The organism is Kitasatospora sp. NPDC042419 (assembly GCF_056437345.1).
Map to the genome: position 1 here is coordinate 49,790 of NZ_JBWKAW010000001.1, position 20,411 is coordinate 70,200.

General features: G+C 73.5%; 15 protein-coding genes. 7 read left to right on the forward strand and 8 right to left on the reverse strand.

Annotated elements, in window-relative coordinates:
• Positions 1 to 178: 178 nt before the first annotated feature.
• Positions 179 to 1,165 carry a helix-turn-helix transcriptional regulator gene (locus tag AC067J_RS00245; RefSeq protein WP_478295686.1) on the reverse strand — a complete coding sequence of 329 codons (987 nt, stop codon included), beginning with the start codon at positions 1,163 to 1,165 and terminating at the stop codon, positions 179 to 181.
• A gap of 544 nt (positions 1,166 to 1,709) precedes the next feature.
• Here AC067J_RS00245 and AC067J_RS00250 point away from each other — a divergent pair.
• From AC067J_RS00250 to AC067J_RS00260, 3 genes are all read left to right on the forward strand, one after another.
• Positions 1,710 to 1,922, forward strand: coding sequence for a hypothetical protein (locus AC067J_RS00250; RefSeq protein ID WP_478295687.1), 213 nt, complete (start codon positions 1,710 to 1,712; stop codon positions 1,920 to 1,922).
• Positions 1,923 to 1,929: 7 nt separating this feature from the next.
• Positions 1,930 to 2,202, forward strand: coding sequence for a hypothetical protein (locus AC067J_RS00255; protein WP_478295688.1), 273 nt, complete (start codon positions 1,930 to 1,932; stop codon positions 2,200 to 2,202).
• A 403-nt stretch (positions 2,203 to 2,605) separates the two neighbouring features.
• Complete coding sequence (locus AC067J_RS00260; RefSeq protein ID WP_478295689.1) at positions 2,606 to 8,848, forward strand: DNRLRE domain-containing protein; 6,243 nt, start codon at positions 2,606 to 2,608, stop codon at positions 8,846 to 8,848.
• A 70-nt stretch (positions 8,849 to 8,918) separates the two neighbouring features.
• Here the strand turns inward: AC067J_RS00260 and nicT are convergent, their stop codons facing one another.
• Entirely contained in the window at positions 8,919 to 10,022 is a 1,104-nt protein-coding gene (gene nicT / locus AC067J_RS00265; protein WP_478295690.1) for a Nickel transporter NicT, read from the reverse strand.
• A 270-nt stretch (positions 10,023 to 10,292) separates the two neighbouring features.
• Here nicT and AC067J_RS00270 point away from each other — a divergent pair, with 270 nt between their 5' ends.
• Together AC067J_RS00270 and AC067J_RS00275 are read left to right on the forward strand one after the other, a co-directional pair.
• The gene (locus AC067J_RS00270) at positions 10,293 to 11,357 is read left to right on the forward strand and encodes a hydrolase (RefSeq protein WP_478295691.1); all 1,065 of its coding nucleotides are present in this window, start codon (positions 10,293 to 10,295) and stop codon (positions 11,355 to 11,357) included.
• Between the two features lie 189 nt (positions 11,358 to 11,546).
• On the forward strand, positions 11,547 to 13,406 hold the full coding sequence (locus tag AC067J_RS00275; RefSeq protein ID WP_478295692.1) for a CocE/NonD family hydrolase: 1,860 nt from the start codon (positions 11,547 to 11,549) through the stop codon (positions 13,404 to 13,406).
• 42 nt (positions 13,407 to 13,448) lie between these two features.
• Here AC067J_RS00275 and AC067J_RS00280 read toward each other — a convergent pair whose 3' ends face one another.
• The 3 genes from AC067J_RS00280 to AC067J_RS00290 form a co-directional block, all read right to left on the reverse strand.
• Complete coding sequence (locus AC067J_RS00280) at positions 13,449 to 14,423, reverse strand: phosphotransferase family protein (RefSeq protein ID WP_478295693.1); 975 nt, start codon at positions 14,421 to 14,423, stop codon at positions 13,449 to 13,451.
• A gap of 89 nt (positions 14,424 to 14,512) precedes the next feature.
• Positions 14,513 to 15,814, reverse strand: coding sequence for a hypothetical protein (locus AC067J_RS00285; RefSeq protein WP_478295694.1), 1,302 nt, complete (start codon positions 15,812 to 15,814; stop codon positions 14,513 to 14,515).
• Positions 15,804 to 16,352 carry a SigE family RNA polymerase sigma factor gene (locus AC067J_RS00290; RefSeq protein WP_478295695.1) on the reverse strand — a complete coding sequence of 183 codons (549 nt, stop codon included), beginning with the start codon at positions 16,350 to 16,352 and terminating at the stop codon, positions 15,804 to 15,806. The genes AC067J_RS00285 and AC067J_RS00290 overlap by 11 nt, the downstream gene beginning before the upstream one ends.
• A gap of 99 nt (positions 16,353 to 16,451) precedes the next feature.
• On the opposite strand from AC067J_RS00290, the gene AC067J_RS00295 reads away from it, so the two are divergent.
• Both AC067J_RS00295 and AC067J_RS00300 read left to right on the forward strand, forming a co-directional pair.
• Positions 16,452 to 17,189 (forward strand): DUF6461 domain-containing protein, encoded by a 738-nt coding sequence (locus AC067J_RS00295; protein ID WP_478295696.1) that lies wholly within the window; start codon positions 16,452 to 16,454, stop codon positions 17,187 to 17,189.
• 7 nt (positions 17,190 to 17,196) lie between these two features.
• Positions 17,197 to 17,667 (forward strand): SitI3 family protein, encoded by a 471-nt coding sequence (locus tag AC067J_RS00300; protein WP_478295697.1) that lies wholly within the window; start codon positions 17,197 to 17,199, stop codon positions 17,665 to 17,667.
• A 297-nt stretch (positions 17,668 to 17,964) separates the two neighbouring features.
• On the opposite strand, the gene AC067J_RS00305 is transcribed toward AC067J_RS00300, so the two are convergent.
• From AC067J_RS00305 to AC067J_RS00315, 3 genes are all read right to left on the reverse strand, one after another.
• Positions 17,965 to 18,150, reverse strand: a complete 186-nt coding sequence (locus tag AC067J_RS00305) for a hypothetical protein (RefSeq protein ID WP_478295698.1) — start codon at positions 18,148 to 18,150, stop codon at positions 17,965 to 17,967.
• Positions 18,138 to 18,407 (reverse strand): hypothetical protein, encoded by a 270-nt coding sequence (locus tag AC067J_RS00310; protein ID WP_478295699.1) that lies wholly within the window; start codon positions 18,405 to 18,407, stop codon positions 18,138 to 18,140. Before AC067J_RS00310 ends, AC067J_RS00305 begins: the two co-directional genes overlap by 13 nt.
• A 97-nt stretch (positions 18,408 to 18,504) precedes the next feature.
• Positions 18,505 to 20,334, reverse strand: coding sequence for a reverse transcriptase/maturase family protein (locus AC067J_RS00315; RefSeq protein ID WP_478295700.1), 1,830 nt, complete (start codon positions 20,332 to 20,334; stop codon positions 18,505 to 18,507).
• Positions 20,335 to 20,411: the final 77 nt, after the last annotated feature.

Here is a 20,411-nt window from a genome sequence, read left to right on the forward strand (position 1 = left end):
CTTCTCCGGTACGCCGAGGAATTGCTACCTCGAAGCTGTGACCCCCGCTACAGGCCGCCCGCCGGACGTGCCGGGCGCCCCCTCCACCGGCCGGAGGAGCCGCGCCGGACGAGCCCGGCCGGACACGCGGTCCGGCCGGTGCGGGCGGCCCGCGCCCGGCGGCCCGCCCCTCCGCGCGCTACAGCCAGCCGCGCTGAGCCGCCTTCAGCCCGGCCTCGAAGCGGCTCGCCGCCTCCAGCCGCTCCATCAGCGCGGCCATCTGCCGGCGCACCGTCCGCACCGAGACGCCGAGCCGCTTGGCCGCCGCGTCGTCGGTGAGCCCGGTGGAGAGCAGCCGCAACAACTCGCGCTCGCCGGCGCTCAGGCCGGTCCCGGTGTCCTCGGGGCGGTCGTCGCCGAGCGGGACGGCCGTCTCCCAGGTCTGCTCGAACAGCGCGACCAGCGAGGCGACGATGCCCGGCTCCTCGGTGCACAGGGCGCCGGCCCTGGTGTTCTCCGGGTCGATCGGCACCACGGCGGTGGTCCCGTCGAAGACCAGCATCCGGGGCGGCAGCACCGGCGCGGTGCGGACCCGGCCGCCGAGGCCGGTCATCCACTGGGCGTAGGCGAAGGTCTCCGGGTCGTTGCGGACGCTGTCCTGGTAGATGGTGCGCAGGACGACGCCGCGCCGCAGGGCGTCCTCGTCGAGCGGGCGGGAGGCGGCCAGGCTGGCGGCCGACTGCGCGCCGCCGGGCATCACGGCCAGGCACTCCCCGGCCAGCCGGGCGGTCAGCACCTCCAGCTTGGACTGGATGGCGTCGAGACCGACCAGCCGTTCGCCGCCGTCCACCAGGGTCGCCGAGCGGAGCGTCGCGTACTCCGCGACGGCCCGCGCGACGGCGGCCTTCGAGACGGCCAACTCCTGCTGCCGGCGGGCGAGTTCCTCCTCCTGGCGGCGGAGCAGCAGTTCCAGCCCGCGCTCCGGGCTGACCGGCCAGAGTGCGCCCGGGCGGTCCCGCGAGGCGCGCAGCAGGGTGAGGTCGGCGAGCCGGTCGAGGGCGGCCCGGACGGTGGGTTCGGGGATCCGCAGCCGGGCGCAGAGTTCGACCACCCCGCCCTCCGGGTCCGCCAGCATCTCGCGGTACACGGCCTCTGCGGTGCTGTCCAGGCCCAGCAGTTCCAACACGTCAACGACCCCTGAATCATCACATCAGCGCAAAGGGACATCCGGACGGTTCGCCGGATCCAGATCCTTCCCCCGGCGCTCCGGCCCCACAAGGCATGATCCGGTCAGGCGAACAGAATCGGACCATCCGGTCCGTTTTCCCGGCCGGCCGCCGAGGGCCCCGCCGCGGGCCTCGCACGCCCCAGCCGTACTTCGCCCGCACCCCGACCGCAGTCCCACCCGGCTCCGCCCGCAGTCCCGCCCGGCTCCGCCCGCACCCCGCGACGCCGTCCACGGTACGCCGGTTGACCCGCCGGGCTTGCAGCAAGCTGCCTGTCCTGATGCTGCCCGCCGCTCCCCCTCCCGCCGTCGGCCCGGCCCCGGAAGGATTCACTCTGCGCGCAGACCTCTCCCTCCGACCGACAGGAGCCCGGGCGACCGGGCCCCGAGCCCCCGACCCACGGGCGACCGGGCCCCCGGACCCCGGGCCGCCGAGCACCACGCCCCGAGCGACCAAGCCCCGAGCCACCACCTCTGAACCATCGTGCACAGAACAGGAATCGTCGTGCCGAAGTCCGTCCGGCTGCTCGCCGTCACCGCCCTCGCCCTCACCCTGGCCACCGCCGCCGCCCCCGCCTTCGCCTCCCCGGCCGCCCCGGCCGCCGCCGTCAGCGCGACCGCCGCCGGCGAGCCCGGCATCGGCTGGGACAACCCGTCCGCCGGGCCGATCGGCTGGGACACCGCGCCCGCCGGCACCCCGGGCATCGGCTGGGACTGAACGGGCGGTGTTCTCCGTCCATCTGACCCTCCTGGACGTCTCCGCCACGCCGGCCGGCGAGACCGGACCGGCTGACGTCCAGGCCGCCCTGTGGGCGAGCGCGGGCCCGGGCGACGGCCTGGAACACGTGCGCGCCCGCACCGTCCCCGGGGGCGTCGGCCTGGTCCTGTACGTCCGCGCCCCCGACCGCCCGGTGGCCGAGCTGCGGGCGCAGGCCCTGCTCGACCGGGCACTGGCGGGCGGCCCGGCCCGCCGCTTCGCGGTGGCCGCCCGGCCGTAGCGCCGTGCGCGCACGGCCGTAGCACCCGACCGCCGGTGCACCCCACGGCCGTGGGATGCCGCACGCCCGCGGGTCCGCCGCGCGCCCGGCGCGCCCGGCCCCGGCGCCCCGCGCCGTTCGCGGCCCCGGCGGCGGCGCCCCTCCGCGCCCTCGCCGCGCCCGCGCCGTCCCCCCTGCCACACGCGTCCCGTCCGAACCGCCGCCCCCGAGCGGCTCCCGGACGGCTCCTGAGTGCGCGCCGGAAGGTTCCTGACCATCCGTCCGCATTTCGCACACCCCTGACCGATCGCGACTCTGGCCGATTCATGCCCATGGCTCGACCGGTCCATTGCCGACGTATCCAGCCGAACACCCCAATCCAGCATGTCGACCCAAGACCGGGTCGTGACCGCCGAGGAGCTCCATGTCCCACCCGTCCGGCACACCACCCCGGCCCCGCGCCGGGGCCGCCGTGCCAGCCGCCCCCGCGTCACGCCGCCGCAACGGCGTGCTGCGCAACACCGCGGTCGCCCTCGCCGTGGTGCTCGCCGCCGAGGCCGCCGCCGTCATCATGACCACCGGCCAGGCCGTCGCCGTCGCCCCGGAGGCTCCGGCCCCCGAGCCGGCCCGGGCGCTGGGCGCCGCCGAGGCCAAGGACATCGCCACCGCGCACCTCAAGGCCCGGCTGGAGAACCGCCGGATCGAGGTGACCGGCGAGCGCACCGAGTCGACCACCACCTGGATCAACCCGGACGGCACCACCACCCTGGACACGGCCACCGGCCCGGTCCGGTACAAGGACAAGTCCGGCAGGCTCCAGCCGATCGACGTCTCGCTGGCCCGGCAGGAGGACGGCAGCGTCAAGGCCAAGGGCCACCCGCTCGGCCTCTCGCTGGCCGGCGCCACCCCGCCCGCCGCCGCCGCCAAGTTCAAGGCGGCCGGCGCCCCGGCCGGGGACCGGCAGGCCCCGGCGACGCCGCTGGTGTCGCTGGACAACGGCAGCGGCACCACCATGTCGCTCTCCTGGCGCGGCACCCTGCCGGCGCCCACCGTGGACGGCACCAGGGCCCGCTACGAGAACGCGCTCACCGCGACCGACCTGATCATCGAGTCCACCCGGACCGGCTTCGAGCAGTTCCTGGAGCTCAAGAACCGCTCGGCGGTCTCCGCCAACGGCAGCGTCACGCTCACCCTGGACGCGGCCGGCCTGCAGGCCCGCCACAACGCGGACGACTCGGTCTCCTTCCTCGACCCGAAGACCGGCGAGGAGAAGGGCCAGCTGCCCGCGCCGGTGATGTGGGACGCCCAGGTCGACGAGCGCAGCGGCGACCACACGCACACCGCACCGGTCGGCCTCAAGGTGACCCAGAACGGCAACGCCGTCGACCTGACGCTCACCCCGGACGCGGCGTTCCTCGACGACCCGAAGACCCGGTACCCGGTCACCATCGACCCGGCGGTCAACATCGGCGTCGGCTTCGACACCTTCGTCCAGCAGGGCTACGCCACCGACGTCTCCTCGCAGACCGAACTGAAGCTGGGCAACAACGGCTCCGGCCAGGTGGCCCGCTCCTTCCTGCAGTTCCCGATGGCCAAGATCAGCGGGAAGCAGATCACCAGCGGCAAGCTCAACCTGTGGAACTTCCACAGCTGGTCGTGCACCGCGAAGGGCTGGGAGGTCTGGGACACCGGCAGCGCGAGCACCGCCACCCGCTGGACGGCGCAGCCGGGCTGGAACCGCAAGTGGGCCACCTCCACGTCGACCAAGGGCTACTCCAGCTCCTGCAACGACGGCTGGGTCAACCAGGACATCACCGCGCTGGTCAAGGCGTGGGCGGGCAACGGCAACGCCAACAACACCCTGGGCATCCGGGCCACCGACGAGGGCGACCCGTACGGCTGGAAGAAGTTCAACTCCGGCAACGCGTCCTCCAACACGCCCTACCTGTCGGTGACCTACAACACCCCGCCGGCCGTCTCCACCCTGCTCGCCCCGGCCGACGGCGCGCTCACCGGCGACTCCACCCCGGCGCTCTCCGCCAAGGCGACCGACCCCGACGGCGGGAACGTCCTGCTGGACTTCGAGGTCTGGGCGTCCAACGGCACCGCCGCGCTGCAGACCGGCCACACCGCCTACGCGGCGTCCGGCTCGACGTTCAGCTGGACCCCGGGCGCCGCGCTGCCGGCCGGCAGCTACAAGTGGCGCTCCCGGTCCTGGGACGGCACCGCCAACAGCGCCTGGTCCGCCTTCCGTTCGTTCACCGTGGACACCACCGCGCCGGGCGCGACCACCATCGGCTCCGGCGACTTCCCGGCCGGCCAGTGGGCGGGCAGCCCGGGCGCCAACGGCGACTACAGCGGCAACTTCACCTTCACCCCGCCGACCGCCGACGTGAAGGACGTCCAGTACAAGCTGGACGGCGGCGCCTGGGTCACCGCGGCCACCACCGGCGCGCCGGTCACCGCGAAGCTCACCTTCAAGGCGGGCGCGCACACCGTCACCGCGCACAGCCGGGACGCGGCGGGCAACGTCTCCGCGGACCGGACGTACACCTTCTACGCCGGCAAGGGCGCGGCGCTGACGGCCCCGGGCGCCGGCGAGCGCGCCGCGCGCCGCACCACGCTGCTGGGCCAGGGCAACACCAACCACACCGGCGTGCGCTACCAGTTCCGCCGCGGCGAGACGGACACCTGGAAGGACGTGCCGGCCTCCGACGTCACCACCGCCGACGGCAAGGCCGTCACCGGCTGGCCGTTCGCCGCCCCGGCGGGCAAGCCGGCCCCGCTGACCTGGAACATCACCGACACCCTGGCCGCCGACGGCCCGGTGGACGTCCAGGCGGTCTTCACCGACGGCACCTCGGTCGCCGTCACCGAGCCGACCACCGTCACCGTCGACCGCAACGCGGGCACGGCGCCGGACACCGAGGTCGGGCCGGGCACGGTCAACACCCTCACCGGTGACTTCGGGCTGTCGGTGACCGACGCCGCCGGCTTCGGGCTGAGCAGCGAGCGCTCGTTCTCGTCCCGCCGCCCCGGCCTCGGCGCGGAGCGCGAGGGCCAGGCGGCGATCTTCGGCCCGCAGTGGAGTCCCGGCACGGTCACCGAACTGACCCAGTCCGACTGGGCCTACGTGCGGCAGACCTCGCCGACCTCGGTCGCCCTGGTCAGCGGCGAGGGTCAGGAGACCGGCTTCACCGCGACCACCGGCGGCGGCTGGAAGCCCGAGCCCGGCGCCGAGGAGTACACCCTCACCGGCACGCTCTCCGGCACCTTCACCCTGAGGACCACCGCCGGCGCGACCGTCACCTTCGGCAAGGTCGACCCGGCCGCCACCACCTGGCAGGTCACCGGCAGCTCCCTGCCGGCGGACAACTCCACCACCACGGTCGTGTCGGAGAAGGTCACGGCCGGCGGCAGGACGCTGGCCCGCCCGCGGTACCTGGTCTCGCCGACCTCGGCCACGGCCTCCGCGAACTGCGCGGCCGTCCCGTCGACCGCCGGCTGCCGCGTCCTGGAGTACGTCTACGCGGACGCCACCACCGCCACCACCGCCACCGTCGGCGACGTCGCCGGCCAGGTGAAGCAGATCCGGCTGTGGAGCACCGCCCCCGGCGACATCGTCGCCACCCCGGCCGTCGTCGCCGAGTACCGCTACGACGACATGACCCGCCTGCGCGAGGTCTGGGACCCGCGCGTCGGGCCGTCCGCGAAGACCACCTACGCCTACGACGCCGCGGGCCGGGTCGTCACCCTCACCCCGCCCGGTGAGCTGCCCTGGACCCTGACCTACGGCAAGGCCGGCAACGCCGCCACCGCCGGCGAGGGCATGCTGCTCGCGGTCTCGCGCCCCTCGCTGCAGCAGGGCAGCAAGGACGTCACCAACGGCACCGCCGCGACCAACCTGGTCTACGACGTGCCGCTGACCGGCACCGGCGCCCCGTACGCGATGGGTGTCGCCGACGTGGCCGGCTGGGGCCAGACCAACGCGCCCACCGACGCCACCGCGTTCTTCCCCGCCGACGCACCCCCGGCCAGCCACGACGGCCGGGCCCTCGGCGCGGGCGACTACGCCAAGGCCGCCGTCACCTACACCAACGCCTCGGGCCGCCAGGTCAACACCGCGCGGGCCGGTGGCGTGACCACCACCGAGTACGACGCGCTCGGCAACACCACCCGCGAACTGACCGCCGACAACCGGGCGCTGGCGCTGTCCACCGCCGGTGACGGGCTCACCAGGCTGCGGGCGCTGGGCCTGGACAAGGCCGGCACCGCCGACCGCGCCACGGCGCTGTCCACGCTCTCCGTGCACTCCGCCGACGGCCTGCGCCAGCTGGAGCAGACCGGCCCGCTGCACGTCGTGGCGCTGGAGCACGACCTGGCCGCCGCCGGCACCAGCCCGGCCCGCCCGGCCGGCGACGAGGTCCCGGCCCGCACCCACACCGTGACCGCCTACGACGAGGGCCGCCCGGCCGACGCCGTGGTGAGCAACCAGCCCACCTCGGCCACCGTCGGCGCCCGGATCGACGGCTACCCGGCCGACGCGGACGCCCGCACCACCGGCACCGGCTACGACTGGGCGAAGGGCCTGACCACCCGGGTGGTGGCGGACCCGACCGGTCTGGCGCTCACCAAGAACCTCGTCTACGACGCCCAGGGCCGTCCGGTCAAGCTGACCCAGCCCGAGTCGAACGGCAGCGACGTCGGCACCACGGTGACCGGCTACTGGTCCGCGACCGGCACCGGCGCCTGCGCGGGCCGCCCCGAGTGGGCCGACCTGCCCTGCTCCACCGGCCCGGCCGCCCCGGTCGCCGACGCCGGCGGCAACCCCGCGGAGATCCCGACCAGGACCACCGAGTACGACCGCTGGGGCAACCCGGCCGTCGTCAGGGAGACCGCCAACGGCGTCACCCGCACCACCACCACGACCTACGACGCCGCCGGCCGCGCGGTGAGGACCGCCGTCAGCGGTGGCACCGGCACCGCGGTCCCGGACACCACCACGACCTACGACGCCGTCACCGGCCGGGTCGTCTCGGTCTCCAACGGCAGCTCCACCGTCACCACCGGCTACGACCGGCTCGGCCGGCCGGTCGGCTACGACGACGGCAGCGGCAACGTCACCACGACCGAGTACGACATCGCCAACCGGATCGTCAAGGAGTCCGACTCCGCGCCGTCCACCACCACCTACACCTACGACTCGGCCGGCCGCCCGCAGTCGGTCACCGACTCGGTCGCCGGCACCCACAGCGCCGAGTACGACGCCGACGGCCGGATCGCCAGGCAGACCCTGCCCGGCGGCTACGTCCTCACCAACACCTACAACCCGCAGGGCGTGCCGACCGGCAAGGTGTACACGACCGCCGACGGCACCGTGGTCCTGGCCGACCTCGCGGACTACAACGTCCACGGCCAGCAGGCCGGCCACACCCAGAGCGCCGGCAGCGCCGTGGAGAGCACCTTCACCTACGACGCCGACGGCCGTCTCACCAAGGCCTCCGACAAGGCGCCGACCGGGTGCACCAGCCGCGGCTACGCCTTCGACAAGAACAGCAACCGCACCTCGCTGACCACCACCACGGAGGACTGCGACCCGGCCACCAACGACGTCACCAGCACCCTGGTGTCGTCCGACTACGACTCGGCCGACCGGCTCAAGGGCGCCGGCTACGACGCCTTCGGCCGGATCACCACGCACCCCCGGAACGGCGCCCGGTTCGACTACTACGCCACCGGCACGGCCCGGAGCGAGACCGTCGGCACCCAGCGCACCACCTGGGCGCTCGACGCGGCCGGCCGCCAGGCCTCCCGCACCGCCGAGACCCAGGCCGGCGACGGCACCTGGAGCATCACCGCCGGCGCCGTCAACCACTACGGCTGCGGCTGCGACAGCCCGACCTGGAGCAAGGGCGACGGCGGCGAGATCGTCCGGCTCGTCACCGACCTCACCGACACCCTGAGCGCCGTCACCGGCGCGACCGGCGGCACCGTCCTCCAGCTGACCAACCTGCACGGCGACGTGTCGGTCCAGCTGCCGCTCGACCCGGCCGAGTCGCTCGTCGTCCGCGCCTACGACGAGTACGGCAACCTGCTGGCCGACCTGAGCACCCCGGCCACCCCGGCCACCGGCTACGGCTGGATCGGCGGCCAGCAGCGCGACAGCGCCACCCTGAGCGGCGTCGTCCTGATGGGCTCGCGCCTGTACGACCCGGCCCTCGGCCGGTTCCTGCAGACGGACTCGGTGCTCGGCGGCAACGCCAACGCGTACGCCTACCCGACCGACCCGGTCAACATGTTCGACCTCGACGGGCGCTGGAGCTGGTCGAAGACCCGCTACTACTCCTGGGGCCGGGCGACCGTGTACGTCAGCGCCAGCATCGGATGGCACGGTCTGAAGTACAAGCTGGGCCTGAAGATCGTCTTCAACCGGTCCTACACGGCGAAGATCGGCCGCAGCGCCCACTACTTCTGGGGCCCCCTCGCGGCGGCCATGGCCCTGTTCGGTCCGGTCGGCGCCGCCCTCGGCGTGGTGACGGCGGCCAAGCTCGGCTGGATCCAGAAGACCGCGGCCAAGGCGAACCACTACCGGAAGTGCGTCGCCGTGAAGTTCGAGGCCCGCGGCCTGACGTTGGGACTCGGCGAGACCTGGGTCTCGTCCTGCTGATCCGATCCGCTGGTGCAGGACGGGAAGGGCCGGGCCCCGGGGGTGTTCCCCCGGGGCCCGGCCCTGTCCGCTACTCGCCCTTGTCCGCGGCCGCCGCCGCGAGCCCCGCCGACCACTTCTCCTCTACCCTGCCGAGCTTCCAGTAGGCGATCGCCGCCACCCAGGTGAGCACGAAGAGGCCGACGATGGCGTAGCCCACGAAGTCGAGGTCCAGCCCGCCGATCCAGGCGACCGGTCCGCTGGTGACGTCGAGCTTCTCGCCGAGCAGCCCGATCAGCTCGATCGAGCCGATGACCAGCGCGACCAGCACCGAGAGCCCGGTGACGGTCAGGTTGTAGTAGATCTTCCGGACCGGCTTGGAGAACGCCCACTCGTAGGCGAAGTTCATGAACGAGCCGTCGATGGTGTCCAGCAGGCTCATGCCCGCCGCGAACAGCACCGGCAGCACCAGCAGCGCATACCAGGGCAGCTGGAACGCCGCCGCGCCGCCGGCGAGCACCAGCAGCGACACCTCGGTGGCGGTGTCGAAGCCCAGGCCGAACAGCAGGCCGACCGGGTACATGTGCCAGGGCTTGGTGACGGCCCTGGTCACCCGGCCGAGGACGCGGTTCATCAGCCCGCGCTTCTCCAGCTGCTCCTCCAGCTCGGCCTCGTCGAACTCGCCCTCGCGCATCTTGCGGAACACCTTGAGGATCCCGTTGAAGGCCCCCAGGTTGATCAGGCCGAGCAGGAGCAGGAAGGTCCCGGAGACGGTGACGCCGATCAGGCCGGTCGCCTCGTGCAGGGAGGAGTCGTCCGACTCGACCTGCCCGGCGAGCGACTTGATGCCGAAGGCGAGCAGCGCGCAGAGGCCGAAGACGATCGAGGAGTGGCCCAGCGAGAACCAGAAGCCGACCGAGAGCGGCCGCTTGCCCTGGCCCATCAGCTTGCGGGTGGTGTTGTCGATGGCGGCGATGTGGTCCGCGTCGAAGGCGTGCCGCATGCCGAGGGTGTACGCGGTGAGGCCCATGCCGGCGCCGAACACCTGGCCGCCGACCTCGTAGTGCTCGGGGGCGATGACCGCGAGCAGGGTGAACCAGCCGATCACGTGCAGCGCGAGGATGAACCCGCCCATGCCTGCCAGGCGGATCCACTCCTCACGGGTGAGCCGGTCGCGCCAGCGGGGGCCGGTCATCGGTACGTCCTTTCGGGTGGGGGCGGAAAGCTGGGCCATCTTTCCTCCCGCGGGTTGTACATGCAAGCCATGCGCAAGTACGGACCGGCCGCCGGCGGCACGCACGCCCGGAGGTGCGACGACGGAGAGATGATGGTGGTAGGCCGTCATGGACGCCGGACAGGACGTCACGGACCGTACGGGCGGCCGTCACCCCTCGCGCCTCCCCACCGCCGTCCACGCGCGAACACCCGGGCGCCGACACCCCGACCCCCCACGGAGGTACGGCCCATGATCCGCATGCGAACACCCGTCGCACTCGCCGCCTCGGCCTTACTCTGCGCCGGCCTGACCGGCCTGACCGGCCCCGCTCCCGCCACCCCGCCCGGCACCGCCGGCGCGTCCGGCACGGCCAGCGCGTCCGGCGCCGCCACCGCCACCGCCACCCCGCCCTGTCCCTCCCCCACGCCCGGCACGCCCCCCGCGCCCGGCACGCCCCCTGCGCCCGGCACCGCCGGAGCCGCTGCCGCCCCTCACCGGGTGCTGTTCGACAACAGCAAGGCCGAGACCGCCGGCAGAGCAGACTGGATCATCTCCACCGCCCAACCCAACCCGCTCGTCCAGAACCCCGCCCCCACCACCGACAAGAGCTGGACCGGCGCGCTCTCCGCCTGGGGCGTCGCCCTCCAGCAGACCGGTCAGTACAGCCTCAGCACCCTCCCGCCCGGCTCCACCATCAGCTTCGGCACCGCCGCCCCCCTCGACCTCGCCAACTTCGACACCTTCGTCGTCCCCGAGCCGAACATCCGGTTCAGCCCCGCCGAGAAGGCCGCCCTGATCCGCTTCGTCCAGAACGGCGGCGGACTCTTCCTGATCTCCGACCACGCCATGAGCGACCGCAACAACGACGGCTGGGACTCCCCCGCGATCATCAACGACCTGATGACCGACAACGGCGTCGACAACAACGACCCGTTCGGGTTCAGCGTCGACATCGCGAACATCCGCAACGACAACCCGCGCGCGGTCGACGACGCCGCCGACCCCGTCCTGCACGGCCCGTTCGGCACCGTCACCGGCTCCATCCTGCGCGCCGGCACCACCTTCACCCTCAACCCCGCCCACAACCCGACGGTCAAGGGCCTCGTCCACCTCACCGGCTCCTCCGGCACCACCGGCGTGTTCTTCGCCACCAGCGGCTACGGCGCCGGCCGGGTCGCCGTCTGGGGCGACAGCTCCCCCGCCGACGACGGCACCGGACAGCCCAGGAACCGGCTCTTCGACGGCTGGAACGACCCCGCCGGCACCAACGCCGCCCTCGCCCTCAACGCCACCGCCTGGCTCAGCGGGGCCTGACCGCGCTCAGCGGGGTGACCGCGCTCAGCGGGGCCTGACCACGCTCACCGGGCGCGCGCCCGGTTCCTCCCCTACCGTCGGAGTACCGACGCCGCGCCGCGGGCCGGGTCCCGGTGGGCCCGCCGCGACGCCCGGCCTGCCGAACGGCCCGCCGACCGGCCCGCCGACCGGGACCCGATGGGAGCGGCCATGCCCTCGTACCCCTACCGCACCACCCGCGAGGACCTGCGCGTCCCACTCTCCGACGGCACCGCGCTGTACGCCCGCCTGTGGCGCCCGGTGACCGACGAGCCCGTCCCCGTCCTGCTGGAGTACTCCACCGGCCGCCTCACCGACTGGACCGCCACCGAGGACGCCCGCCGCCACCCCTGGTTCGCCGGCCACGGCTACGCCGTCGCCCGGGTCGACGCCCGCGGCCACGGCAACTCCGACGGGCTCCCCCCGTCCGACCCGGACCGCGCGACCGAGGACGGCGCCGAGGTCGTCCGCCGGCTCGCCGCACAGCCCTGGTGCAGCGGCCGGGCCGGCCTGCTCGGCACCGGATCCGCCGGCGCCGGCGCGCTGCTCCTCGCCGCCCGCGCCCCCGACGCCGTCCACGCCGTGGTCACCGCCTGCCCCGACGGCCCGCACCGCCTCGGCGGCGCCGTCCTCGCCGCCGACGGCCACACCCGCGCCACCGCCCACCTCGCCGACGCGGCCCGCCCACCGGACCCGCAGTACGTCGGCGACGACTGGCGGACGATGTGGCTCGCCCGGCTCGACGCCCTCGAACCTCCGCTCGCGGGCTGGCTGGCCGCCCCGCCGGACACCCCGGCCGCGGCCGCCGTCCCCACCCTCGCCGTGGCCGGCTGGTCCGACCCGTCCGCCTCCCGCCTGCTGGACCTGCTCACCACCGCCGGGACCGTCCCCGTCCGCGCCGTCCTCGGCCCCTGGGCGCACGGCCTGCCCGACGAAGTCCTCCCCGAAGCACTCCGCTGGTACGACCACTGGCTCCGCGACATCGACACCGGCGTCCTCCGGACCCCCGCCCTGCGGAGCTGGCTCTCCACCCGCTGGACCGCCGACGACCCCTGGCCCTCCCCCGACGTCCGCGACGTCCACTACGGACTCGACGGCCCGCTGCGCACCGCCGGTACCGCGTCCGACGACCGCTGGGTGCACGTCCGCTCCCCCCAGCACACCGGCCTGAACGCCGGCGCCTACACCCCGGCCGGCCGCACCGCCGACCAGCCGCCCGACCAGCGCGAGGAGGACGGCCGCTCCGTCTGCTTCGACTCCCGGCCGCTGCCCGAACCGGTCGAGCTCCTCGGCACCCCGGTCCTCTCCCTCCGGCTGCGTCCCGGCTCCGGCCGCACCCTGGTCGCCGCGCGCCTCTGCGCCGTCGCCCCCGACGGCACCTCCGTGCTCCTCACCCGCGGCCTCCTCAGCTCCGTCCTCGACGACGTGCTGCCGTTCGCCCTCCCGTTCGCCGCCGTCGGCCGCACCGTCCCGCCCGGCCACCGGCTGCGGCTCGCCCTCTCCTCCACGTACTGGCCGTGGGTGTGGCCCGGCCCCGAACCGGACGGCTTCGCGCTCGACCCGTCCCACTCCGTGCTGACCCTCCCGGTCCGCCACCTGGCCGCCGACCGCGACGGCGAACCGATCATCTTCGCCTCCCCCACCCTCCCGCTCCCGCCCCCGCTGCTCCTCACCGAACCGCTCACCGCCCGCCCCGAACGGGTCACCGTCCACGACATCGGCCGCCGCGAGTGGCGCACCGAGCTCTCCCCCGCCGACGACGGCACCCGCACCCACGCCGACGGCCTGGTCCGCGACGAGCGGACCGTCACCGCGTACCGCATCCTCACCGCCACCCCGCTCAGCGCCCGGGCGCGCACCGACCGCACCGTCCGGCTGGAGCGCCCCGCCATCGGCTGGGACGCCACCGTCCACGTCCGCACCGAACTCCGCTGCGACCCCACCCACTTGATCGCGCACACCCACCTGCGGGCCCTGGAGGGCGGGGACGTCGTCTTCAGCAAGGAGTGGCACGACCGCATCCCCCGCTGAAGCGCGGCGACCGGGCCGCACCGCCTCCCCCGGCCTCCCCCGTCAGGCCCGGTCGGCGAGGAGGGCCAGGGCCTCGCCGAGGTTGTGCTCGGCGATCCCCCGCATCACCTCGCGGTGCGGGAAGTCGCCGTCGAGCAGCCGCAGCGGGCCGGCGACGAGGGACAGCCGCATCGCCAACTCGTAGAACGCCAGCCGCCGTTCGTCCAGACCTTCGGCCGCCAGGTGCGGGTAGTGCTCGGCGAAGCGGATCCGCAGGAAGACGTGCTCCCACTCGACGTCGAAGGCCATCAGGCCCTCGATGTCGATCAGCACCGGCTCGCCCGCCGCGTCCACCAGCACGTGGTCCGGCCCGAGTTCACCGTGCACCAGCCCGTGGTTCGCCCTCGGGGTGACCGCCGCCGCCCGGGCGTGCAGCTCCTCCCGCAGCCGCTCCGACGCCGCCGCGATCCGCCCGTCCCGGACGGTCGCCTCGGCGAGGTCGGCGAGCGCCCGCTCCAGCACCAGCCCCTCACACGAACTCCCGTGCGACACGCCCCCGTTGTCGAGCAGTGCCACCTTCCCGTACCCGGCGCTCCCGCCGGCCCCGCGCAGCACGGCGAGCGCGTCGGCGAGGCGGGCCAGCACCGGCCGGGCGGCGTCCGGATCGCGGTCGAGCAGCGCTTCGAGGTTCTCGCCCGGCACGTCCTCCACCACCGCGACGTCCGCCGGGTGGTGCTCGCGGCTCCCGTCGAGCAGCCGGACGCGCGGCGTCCGCACCCCGAGCCCGGTGAGCCGCCGGTGCGCCGCCGCGAAGAGCGCGAGCCCGGAGGCGTGCGACAGCGGGTCCGCGTCGTCCGCCTGCTCCGCCGCGCCCGGCCAGTAGTTCTCCTCCGCGGCCCAGACGTACGCGATCGCCGTCCCGCCGTCGTCGAACGCCAGCCGGTACACGCCCTTCTTGCTGCCCCCGCGCAGCCGCTCGACCGCGTCGAGCCGCCTCCCGGCTCCGAAGGCCGCCCGTGCCACCCCGGCCAGTTCCATCGTCCGCCCCCTGTCCCGTCGCTCCCCTGTCCTGTCGCTCCCCCCGTGCGGAGCGACAGGACAGCTTAGGGGAGGTCGGCGGCAGCCCGTCAGTTCCGCCAGGCGGGCGCGGTGGCGACGGCCTTGAGCTGCTCCAACGAGAGTGCGGGCGTGCCGGGCCGGAAGGTGTAGCCGTTCTCGCCGTTCCACTCGCTGACGGTCACGCTCCGGCCGTCCGGGTAGTACACGGCCGCCAGCCAGTGCAGCACCGGGTCGACGGCGGTCTTGCCGTTGCCGAACCGGTTGGTGACGACGAGCGCGCCGTCGGCCCGCTTCTCCCGGACCTCCAGCGGGGTCGGCACGCCCTCCTCCGCGTACTTCCTGTCCTCCAGCCCGCGCGGTCCGGCCGGCTGGACCCGGACCGAGAGCATGCTGGTGCGGCCCTCGTACGTGACCAGGAGGGTGCCGTGCTCGGCGTCCTGCCCGGAGGCCTCCGCCCCTGGCGGAAGCGCCCCGGCCAGCGCCGCGACCAGCTCCGCCGGCGCCGGGGTGGAGTCGGCCGGCGCCGGGGTGGCGGCCGGTGCGCCGGGCGACGACGTGGCGGCCTGCGACGGCTTCCCCTTCGGTGCGTTCGGGTTGGCGGGCAGCGCCGCCACGACCCGGTCCCACTCCGGTGCGCTCAGCATCGTGCCGAGCTGCTGCTCGACCAGCGGCGGCGCCTCCCGGTTCGGGGTGGCCGGCTGGCCGTTGTACTCGGTGACCCGCACCACGGTGCCGTCCGGCCTCGCCAGGACGGCCTGCCACTTCCGCAGGTCGGTGACGTTGACGTCCCGCAGCTTGTCGATCACCGTCACGGAGCCGTCGGGGGCGACGGACCGGTCGCACTTCTCCTTCGGAGTGCTGAACGGGTCCATGCAGACGGCCGCCTCCTCCGGCTTCCGCGAACCGCGCTCGACGCTGTACGAGACGAGGCTCGCCCCCTTGCCGTCGTCGAACAGCAGCACGCCGAAGGTCTCGTGCGCGTTCCCCGACGGGCCCGCCACCCCGGGCGTCTCCGCGGTCATGACCGTCACCGAGCCGGGCGGCAGCAGCCCCGTCACCAGCCCCACGACCTCCTCGGAGGTCATCGGCCGCACCGGCTCCCCGGCCGGGCCGAACACGTCCGCCGCCGTACCGTCCGCGAGCAGCCCCAAGCTCCCGGCCGCCAGCACCACGGCCGCCAGCCCCCCGGCGAGCACCGCCCGCCGCCGGCCGCGCCGCCGCCGGCCGACCCGCTCGGCCCCGGCCGCCAGCGTGAACAGCGCCGCCTCCGGGGCGAGGGAGGCCGCGCCGCGCAGGGCCCGGGCGAACTCGCCCTCGAAACCGTCGACGCCGTCCGCGGACCCGTCGTGCGAATCGTTCTCAACCGGCATGGCGCAGTACCGCCTTCTCCGTCGTCTCGGCCCCCAGCTTGTCCCGCATCCGGGCCAGCGCCCGGCTGCTCCGCGAGCGCACGGCGGTGCTGCTGAGGCGCAGCACCGACGCCGTCTCCTCCACGCTCCGGTCCTCCCAGAACCGCAGCACCAGCACCGCCCGGTCCTGCGGCGGCAGCTCGCCGAGCGCGCGGAGCAGCGTCAGCCGCAGCGCCGGGTCCGGGTCGGCGACGGCGATGTCCGGCAGCACGTCGGTGACCCGCTCGCTGCTGCTCCGGCGGCGGCGGTGGGAGAGGAAGGTGTTCACCAGGACCGTCTGCGTGTACCCGCTCGGGTTGTCGAGGCGCGAGATCTTGCGCCACTTGACGAAGACCCGCCCGAGCGCCTCCTGCACGAGGTCCTCGGCGAGGTGCGCGTCACCCCCGGTCAGCAGGAACGCGGTGCGCAGCAGCTGCCGCCCGCGCGAGGCCACGAAGGCCGGGAAGTCGGGCGGCCCCGGCTCGGCCACCGGGTCCCCCTCCGTCGATATGTGCTCCATACCCATCCAACGCGGTCACCCGGCGGTCTTGTGGCACCGGCCGGAGGGGATCTTTCCACGGGCCTCCCGGAGGTCGGTGGTTGCTGGCAGGATTCAGCGGTGACCTCTACTCCCGCCCCCTCCGCCACGGCAGCCGACTACGGCTGGATCCGTTCCGTGCCCTCACTCTTCGGCCGCCTGCTGGACCTCGGGTACAGCATGGTGCTGGTGCGTGACGTCCTGCCCGAGCAGGTGGCCGGGATCGTGGGCGGATCGCCGTGGGGCAGCTGCCGGGGCGCCGGCGAACTGGTCGACGCGCACGGCGCCTTCCTGGAGGAGTGCGACCACGATCCCGAGTCCACGCTCCTCGGCGCGTCCGCCGTGCGGGACGCGGAGGGCCGCGACTGGGCGCTCGTCGTCGACCTCGGCGGCGACCTGGGCTTGCGACCCGGTCTCATGGCGGCGCTCTCCGCCGGCACCCGCGCCGTCGCGCACTACAGCAACGCGGGCAAGCCGATGGACTTCTTCCACTGGTACGAGGACGGGGAGCTGCGGACCACCTTCGAGCACCCCGCCCACCGGGACGGCACCACCCCCGACGAGCTGAACGGTCTGCTGCGCGAACTCGGCCTCGACCCGGACGGGGACGGCGATCCCGCGGTCGACCGCAAGGCGGCGGTCCTGGCGCTGACGGAGCGCCTGACGGGCGTGCGGGTCACGGCGGAGCTGCTGGAGGAGGCCGAGTACCTGGCGGCCGAGCTGCCGGAGGAGCCGGTCGACGGCTCGGCGGGCGTCCGCATCCACCTCGTGGACGAGCACGGTGCGCCGGTGGTGATCGAGTCCACCTGGGACCGGTGACCGTCCGGTGGCCGTCTCCCACGGCCTCGGCCTCGCCACCCCGTCGTCGGCCTCCGACGTGGCCGGGGTGCTGGCGCGGCTCGGGGCGGACCGCTCCTGGACCGCCGGACAGCTGGTCGGCGACGGCGCGCTGACCGCGCGCGGCACGTGGGTGCGGGTGTACGGGACCCGCACCCGTCCCTGGGATCCGACCGTCACGGACCTGGGGGTCTCGCCCACGGTGCGGGTGGCGTTCCGGCTCGCGAAGACCGACGACCTGGCCGGTCAGGAGGACGACCTCGTACGGCTGGTGGCGGCACTGCTGGCGCGGGTGGAGGGGGACGCCGTCCTCGACTTCCACCACGAGACGGTGTGGCTGCTGCGCCGGGGCGGGGAGTTGAGCCTGCACGAGCGGGAGGACCTGTGGCCGCCGCACCGGCTCACCGCGTTCGAGGGGGTGCCGTACCGCCGGGAGACGCACGCCTTCGCGGAGGAGTAGCGGAGGAGTAGGGCCTGCCGCCCTTGCGATCCTTGCCGGGGCACGGCACCGGGCTTCGCACGCCCCCGGCCCCCGGGCGGTTCACGATGCGCTGCGACGCCACGGCCGCAGGGGCCTTCGGACGCGCCCCGACACCGCAGGCTGGGGGTCTTCGACCGGGCCGCGCCGGCCGATCCGCCGGTGCGGCCTCGACGGCTTCGGTGCCGGGTATGCCGGCCCGCCCGGCTGCGCCGGCCTGCCACGCAAAGGGGGACGTGCCCCGGTGGGTCTGCCAGGGCACGTCTGGTCGGGGCGCCGTCAGGGGCGTGCGCCGCGAGTGGGGCCGCGCATGGAGTCGCTCTCGTGGTCGTCGTCCGGGCGGTGGGGCATCCGCAGGGTGGCGACCACGCCGAGGGCGACGGTGGCGAAGGCGAGGAGGAGGAGAAGGAGGAGGGCGACGCCGACGAAGGCGCGGGCGACGCCGGGGTGGGTCAGGAGTCCCACGACGGGGCCGCCCCGTCCCGGTCGCGGAGGAGGGCGAACAGGTTGAGGAGGTTGAGGACGGTCGCGGTCGAGGCGTTGCCGAAGCGGACGAGGACGCGGCCGTCGACGATGCTGTCGGTGGTGGCGGAGGGCCAGATGATGCCCAACGGGCGGCCTCGTTCGTGGAGTTCGGCGAGGAGCGCGGCGACCTCGATTTCGGTGTAGGTGCGCAGCCGGGGGTCGTCCGGCGCGATCGGCGGCTCGGGCCGGGCGCTCACGCGGCGGAGTCCAGCGTGAGGTGGGCCGCCGGGCGAGGTTCCAGCCCGTGGGCTGGTCCTTTTCCCAGCGGCCTCCTCCCGAACCCGTCGTGCGGCGTTAACCGCAACGGGCTCTCCAGTGATTTCCGTGAGGTGTGCTTTCGCAGTCAACGTGGATGCCGCTGTGGCAGGTTGGGCAGACGAGTAGGGTTACTCGTCTCCTTCTGGCCATGTCGGCGGCCCAGTTGGGTTGTTCCTGTCCGAAGAGGTCGAGATCGGCAAGCTTGCGGATCTGGTGGACCGCGATGTTCTCGGTCGCTCCGCACAGCTCGCAGATCCCGGCCAACAGCCTTCTGACCAACTCGCGTTGGCGTGGCGCGGAGACTGCCTGGACAGGATCGCGGTCCTTGAGAACCGCGCTCTTTCTACGCTGGAGTGGGATTCCGCCGAACCGGGCGACCAGTGGTTTGCTGCTGGGGGCACGGGTGATGCTGACCTGGAGGCACTTGCGTGGCCCGGCCGGTGTGTCGATGGTGGCCTTGTACTTGCGGGCCATCTTCGACACGGTCGAGCGGTGCTTGTCCGCCAGGGAGCACAGCAGCGAGGACTGCATGACCCAGTGCAACCGGTTCAGTCGGTGGACGTCGCCGGCCAGCAGGTAGTACTGGACGACCCCGCGATACCTGGCACCGAAGATGCCGACGAGGTTGTAATCGTCGTGTTTGTACATCGACGGCTGGTGCGCGGGTTTCCCGCGCGCCAGATAGGGAGCGCATCTGGCTTTGATCACGTCTTTCGGAACGTGGAGGGCGATGGTTCCGTTCACCGAGCGGCGGAGCCGCCGGTTTCCCTTCTTCCGCTCGGACCTTCCGTCGTCCCGTTGAGTCCTGATCTCGTAGCCGAGGAATCTGGCAGCCTGTGTTCTGGCATGGGTGACCAGGGTTTTCTCCCCGGACAGTTCCAGTTTGAGGTCGTCGCGCAGGAACTGTGCGAGGCGCTGTTTGATCTCGTCGGCTTCGGCCTTGGGTCCGGCGAACCCGAAGAGGGTGTCGTCGGCGTACCTCACATAATGCAAGCGGCGGTATCCCGGGTCGTTCATGTCCTGACTCGGGAGAGAATGAAGCAGCTTGCGCAAGGCGCGCACGGCGGTGCGGTCACCACGCCTTCGTGCACGCTGAACGGAGCCCTCAACTCTGCGGTACTCAGGATTCCTCGCCCTGAGTCCGCCTCGGGTGTACTCCGGCACAAGAACTTTCTCGACGAAGGTGTCCAGCCGGTGCAGGTAGATGTTGGACAGGATGGGCGACAGGACACCGCCCTGCGGAGCGCCACTCAATGTGGCGTTCCAGTTCCAGTCCTCCAGGTATCCGGCTTCGAGCATGTTGCGCACAAGCCGCAGGAACCGGTTGTCGTGGATATTCTCGGCCAGTGTTTCGAGCATCACCCGATGGTCGAGTGCGTCGAAGCACCGGGCGATGTCACCCTCGATGAACCAGGTCGTCCCGGTCCAGGAACGGGCCACGTGTCGCAGTGCGGTGTGGCAGCCCCGGTGGGGACGGAAACCGTGGGAACGGTCGGAGAACTGCGGTTCGTAGTACGCCTCCAACAGGAGACGCATCACCTCGCCGACCAGCTTGTCCGACCATGACGGCAGGCCCAGCGGCCTTCGTTTCCCGTTCTTCTTCGGGATGAAGACCCGCTTGACCGGCACGAACCGGTGACGCTCGTGGCGCATCGCGTCAATGACGCGTCCGATCTTTGCCAGCGACATGCCGTCTGCGGTTTCCCCTGTCACCCCGGGCGTCATCGCCCCTTTGTTGGAGTAGATGCGCCCGTAGGCCATGAGATACAACTGCGGGTTGAACATCTGCCGATAGAGCTCGTTGCACGGCAGGCCGCGCCTGCCGCGTTCACGGAGGATATCAAGTACCGATTCGGCGCTCTGCATTACGCATACCTCCTGGTTCCGTTGATATCCGGTCACCTGTGTCCCTTGGCCCTGTGGGCGGCTTTCCCGCCCTCCCT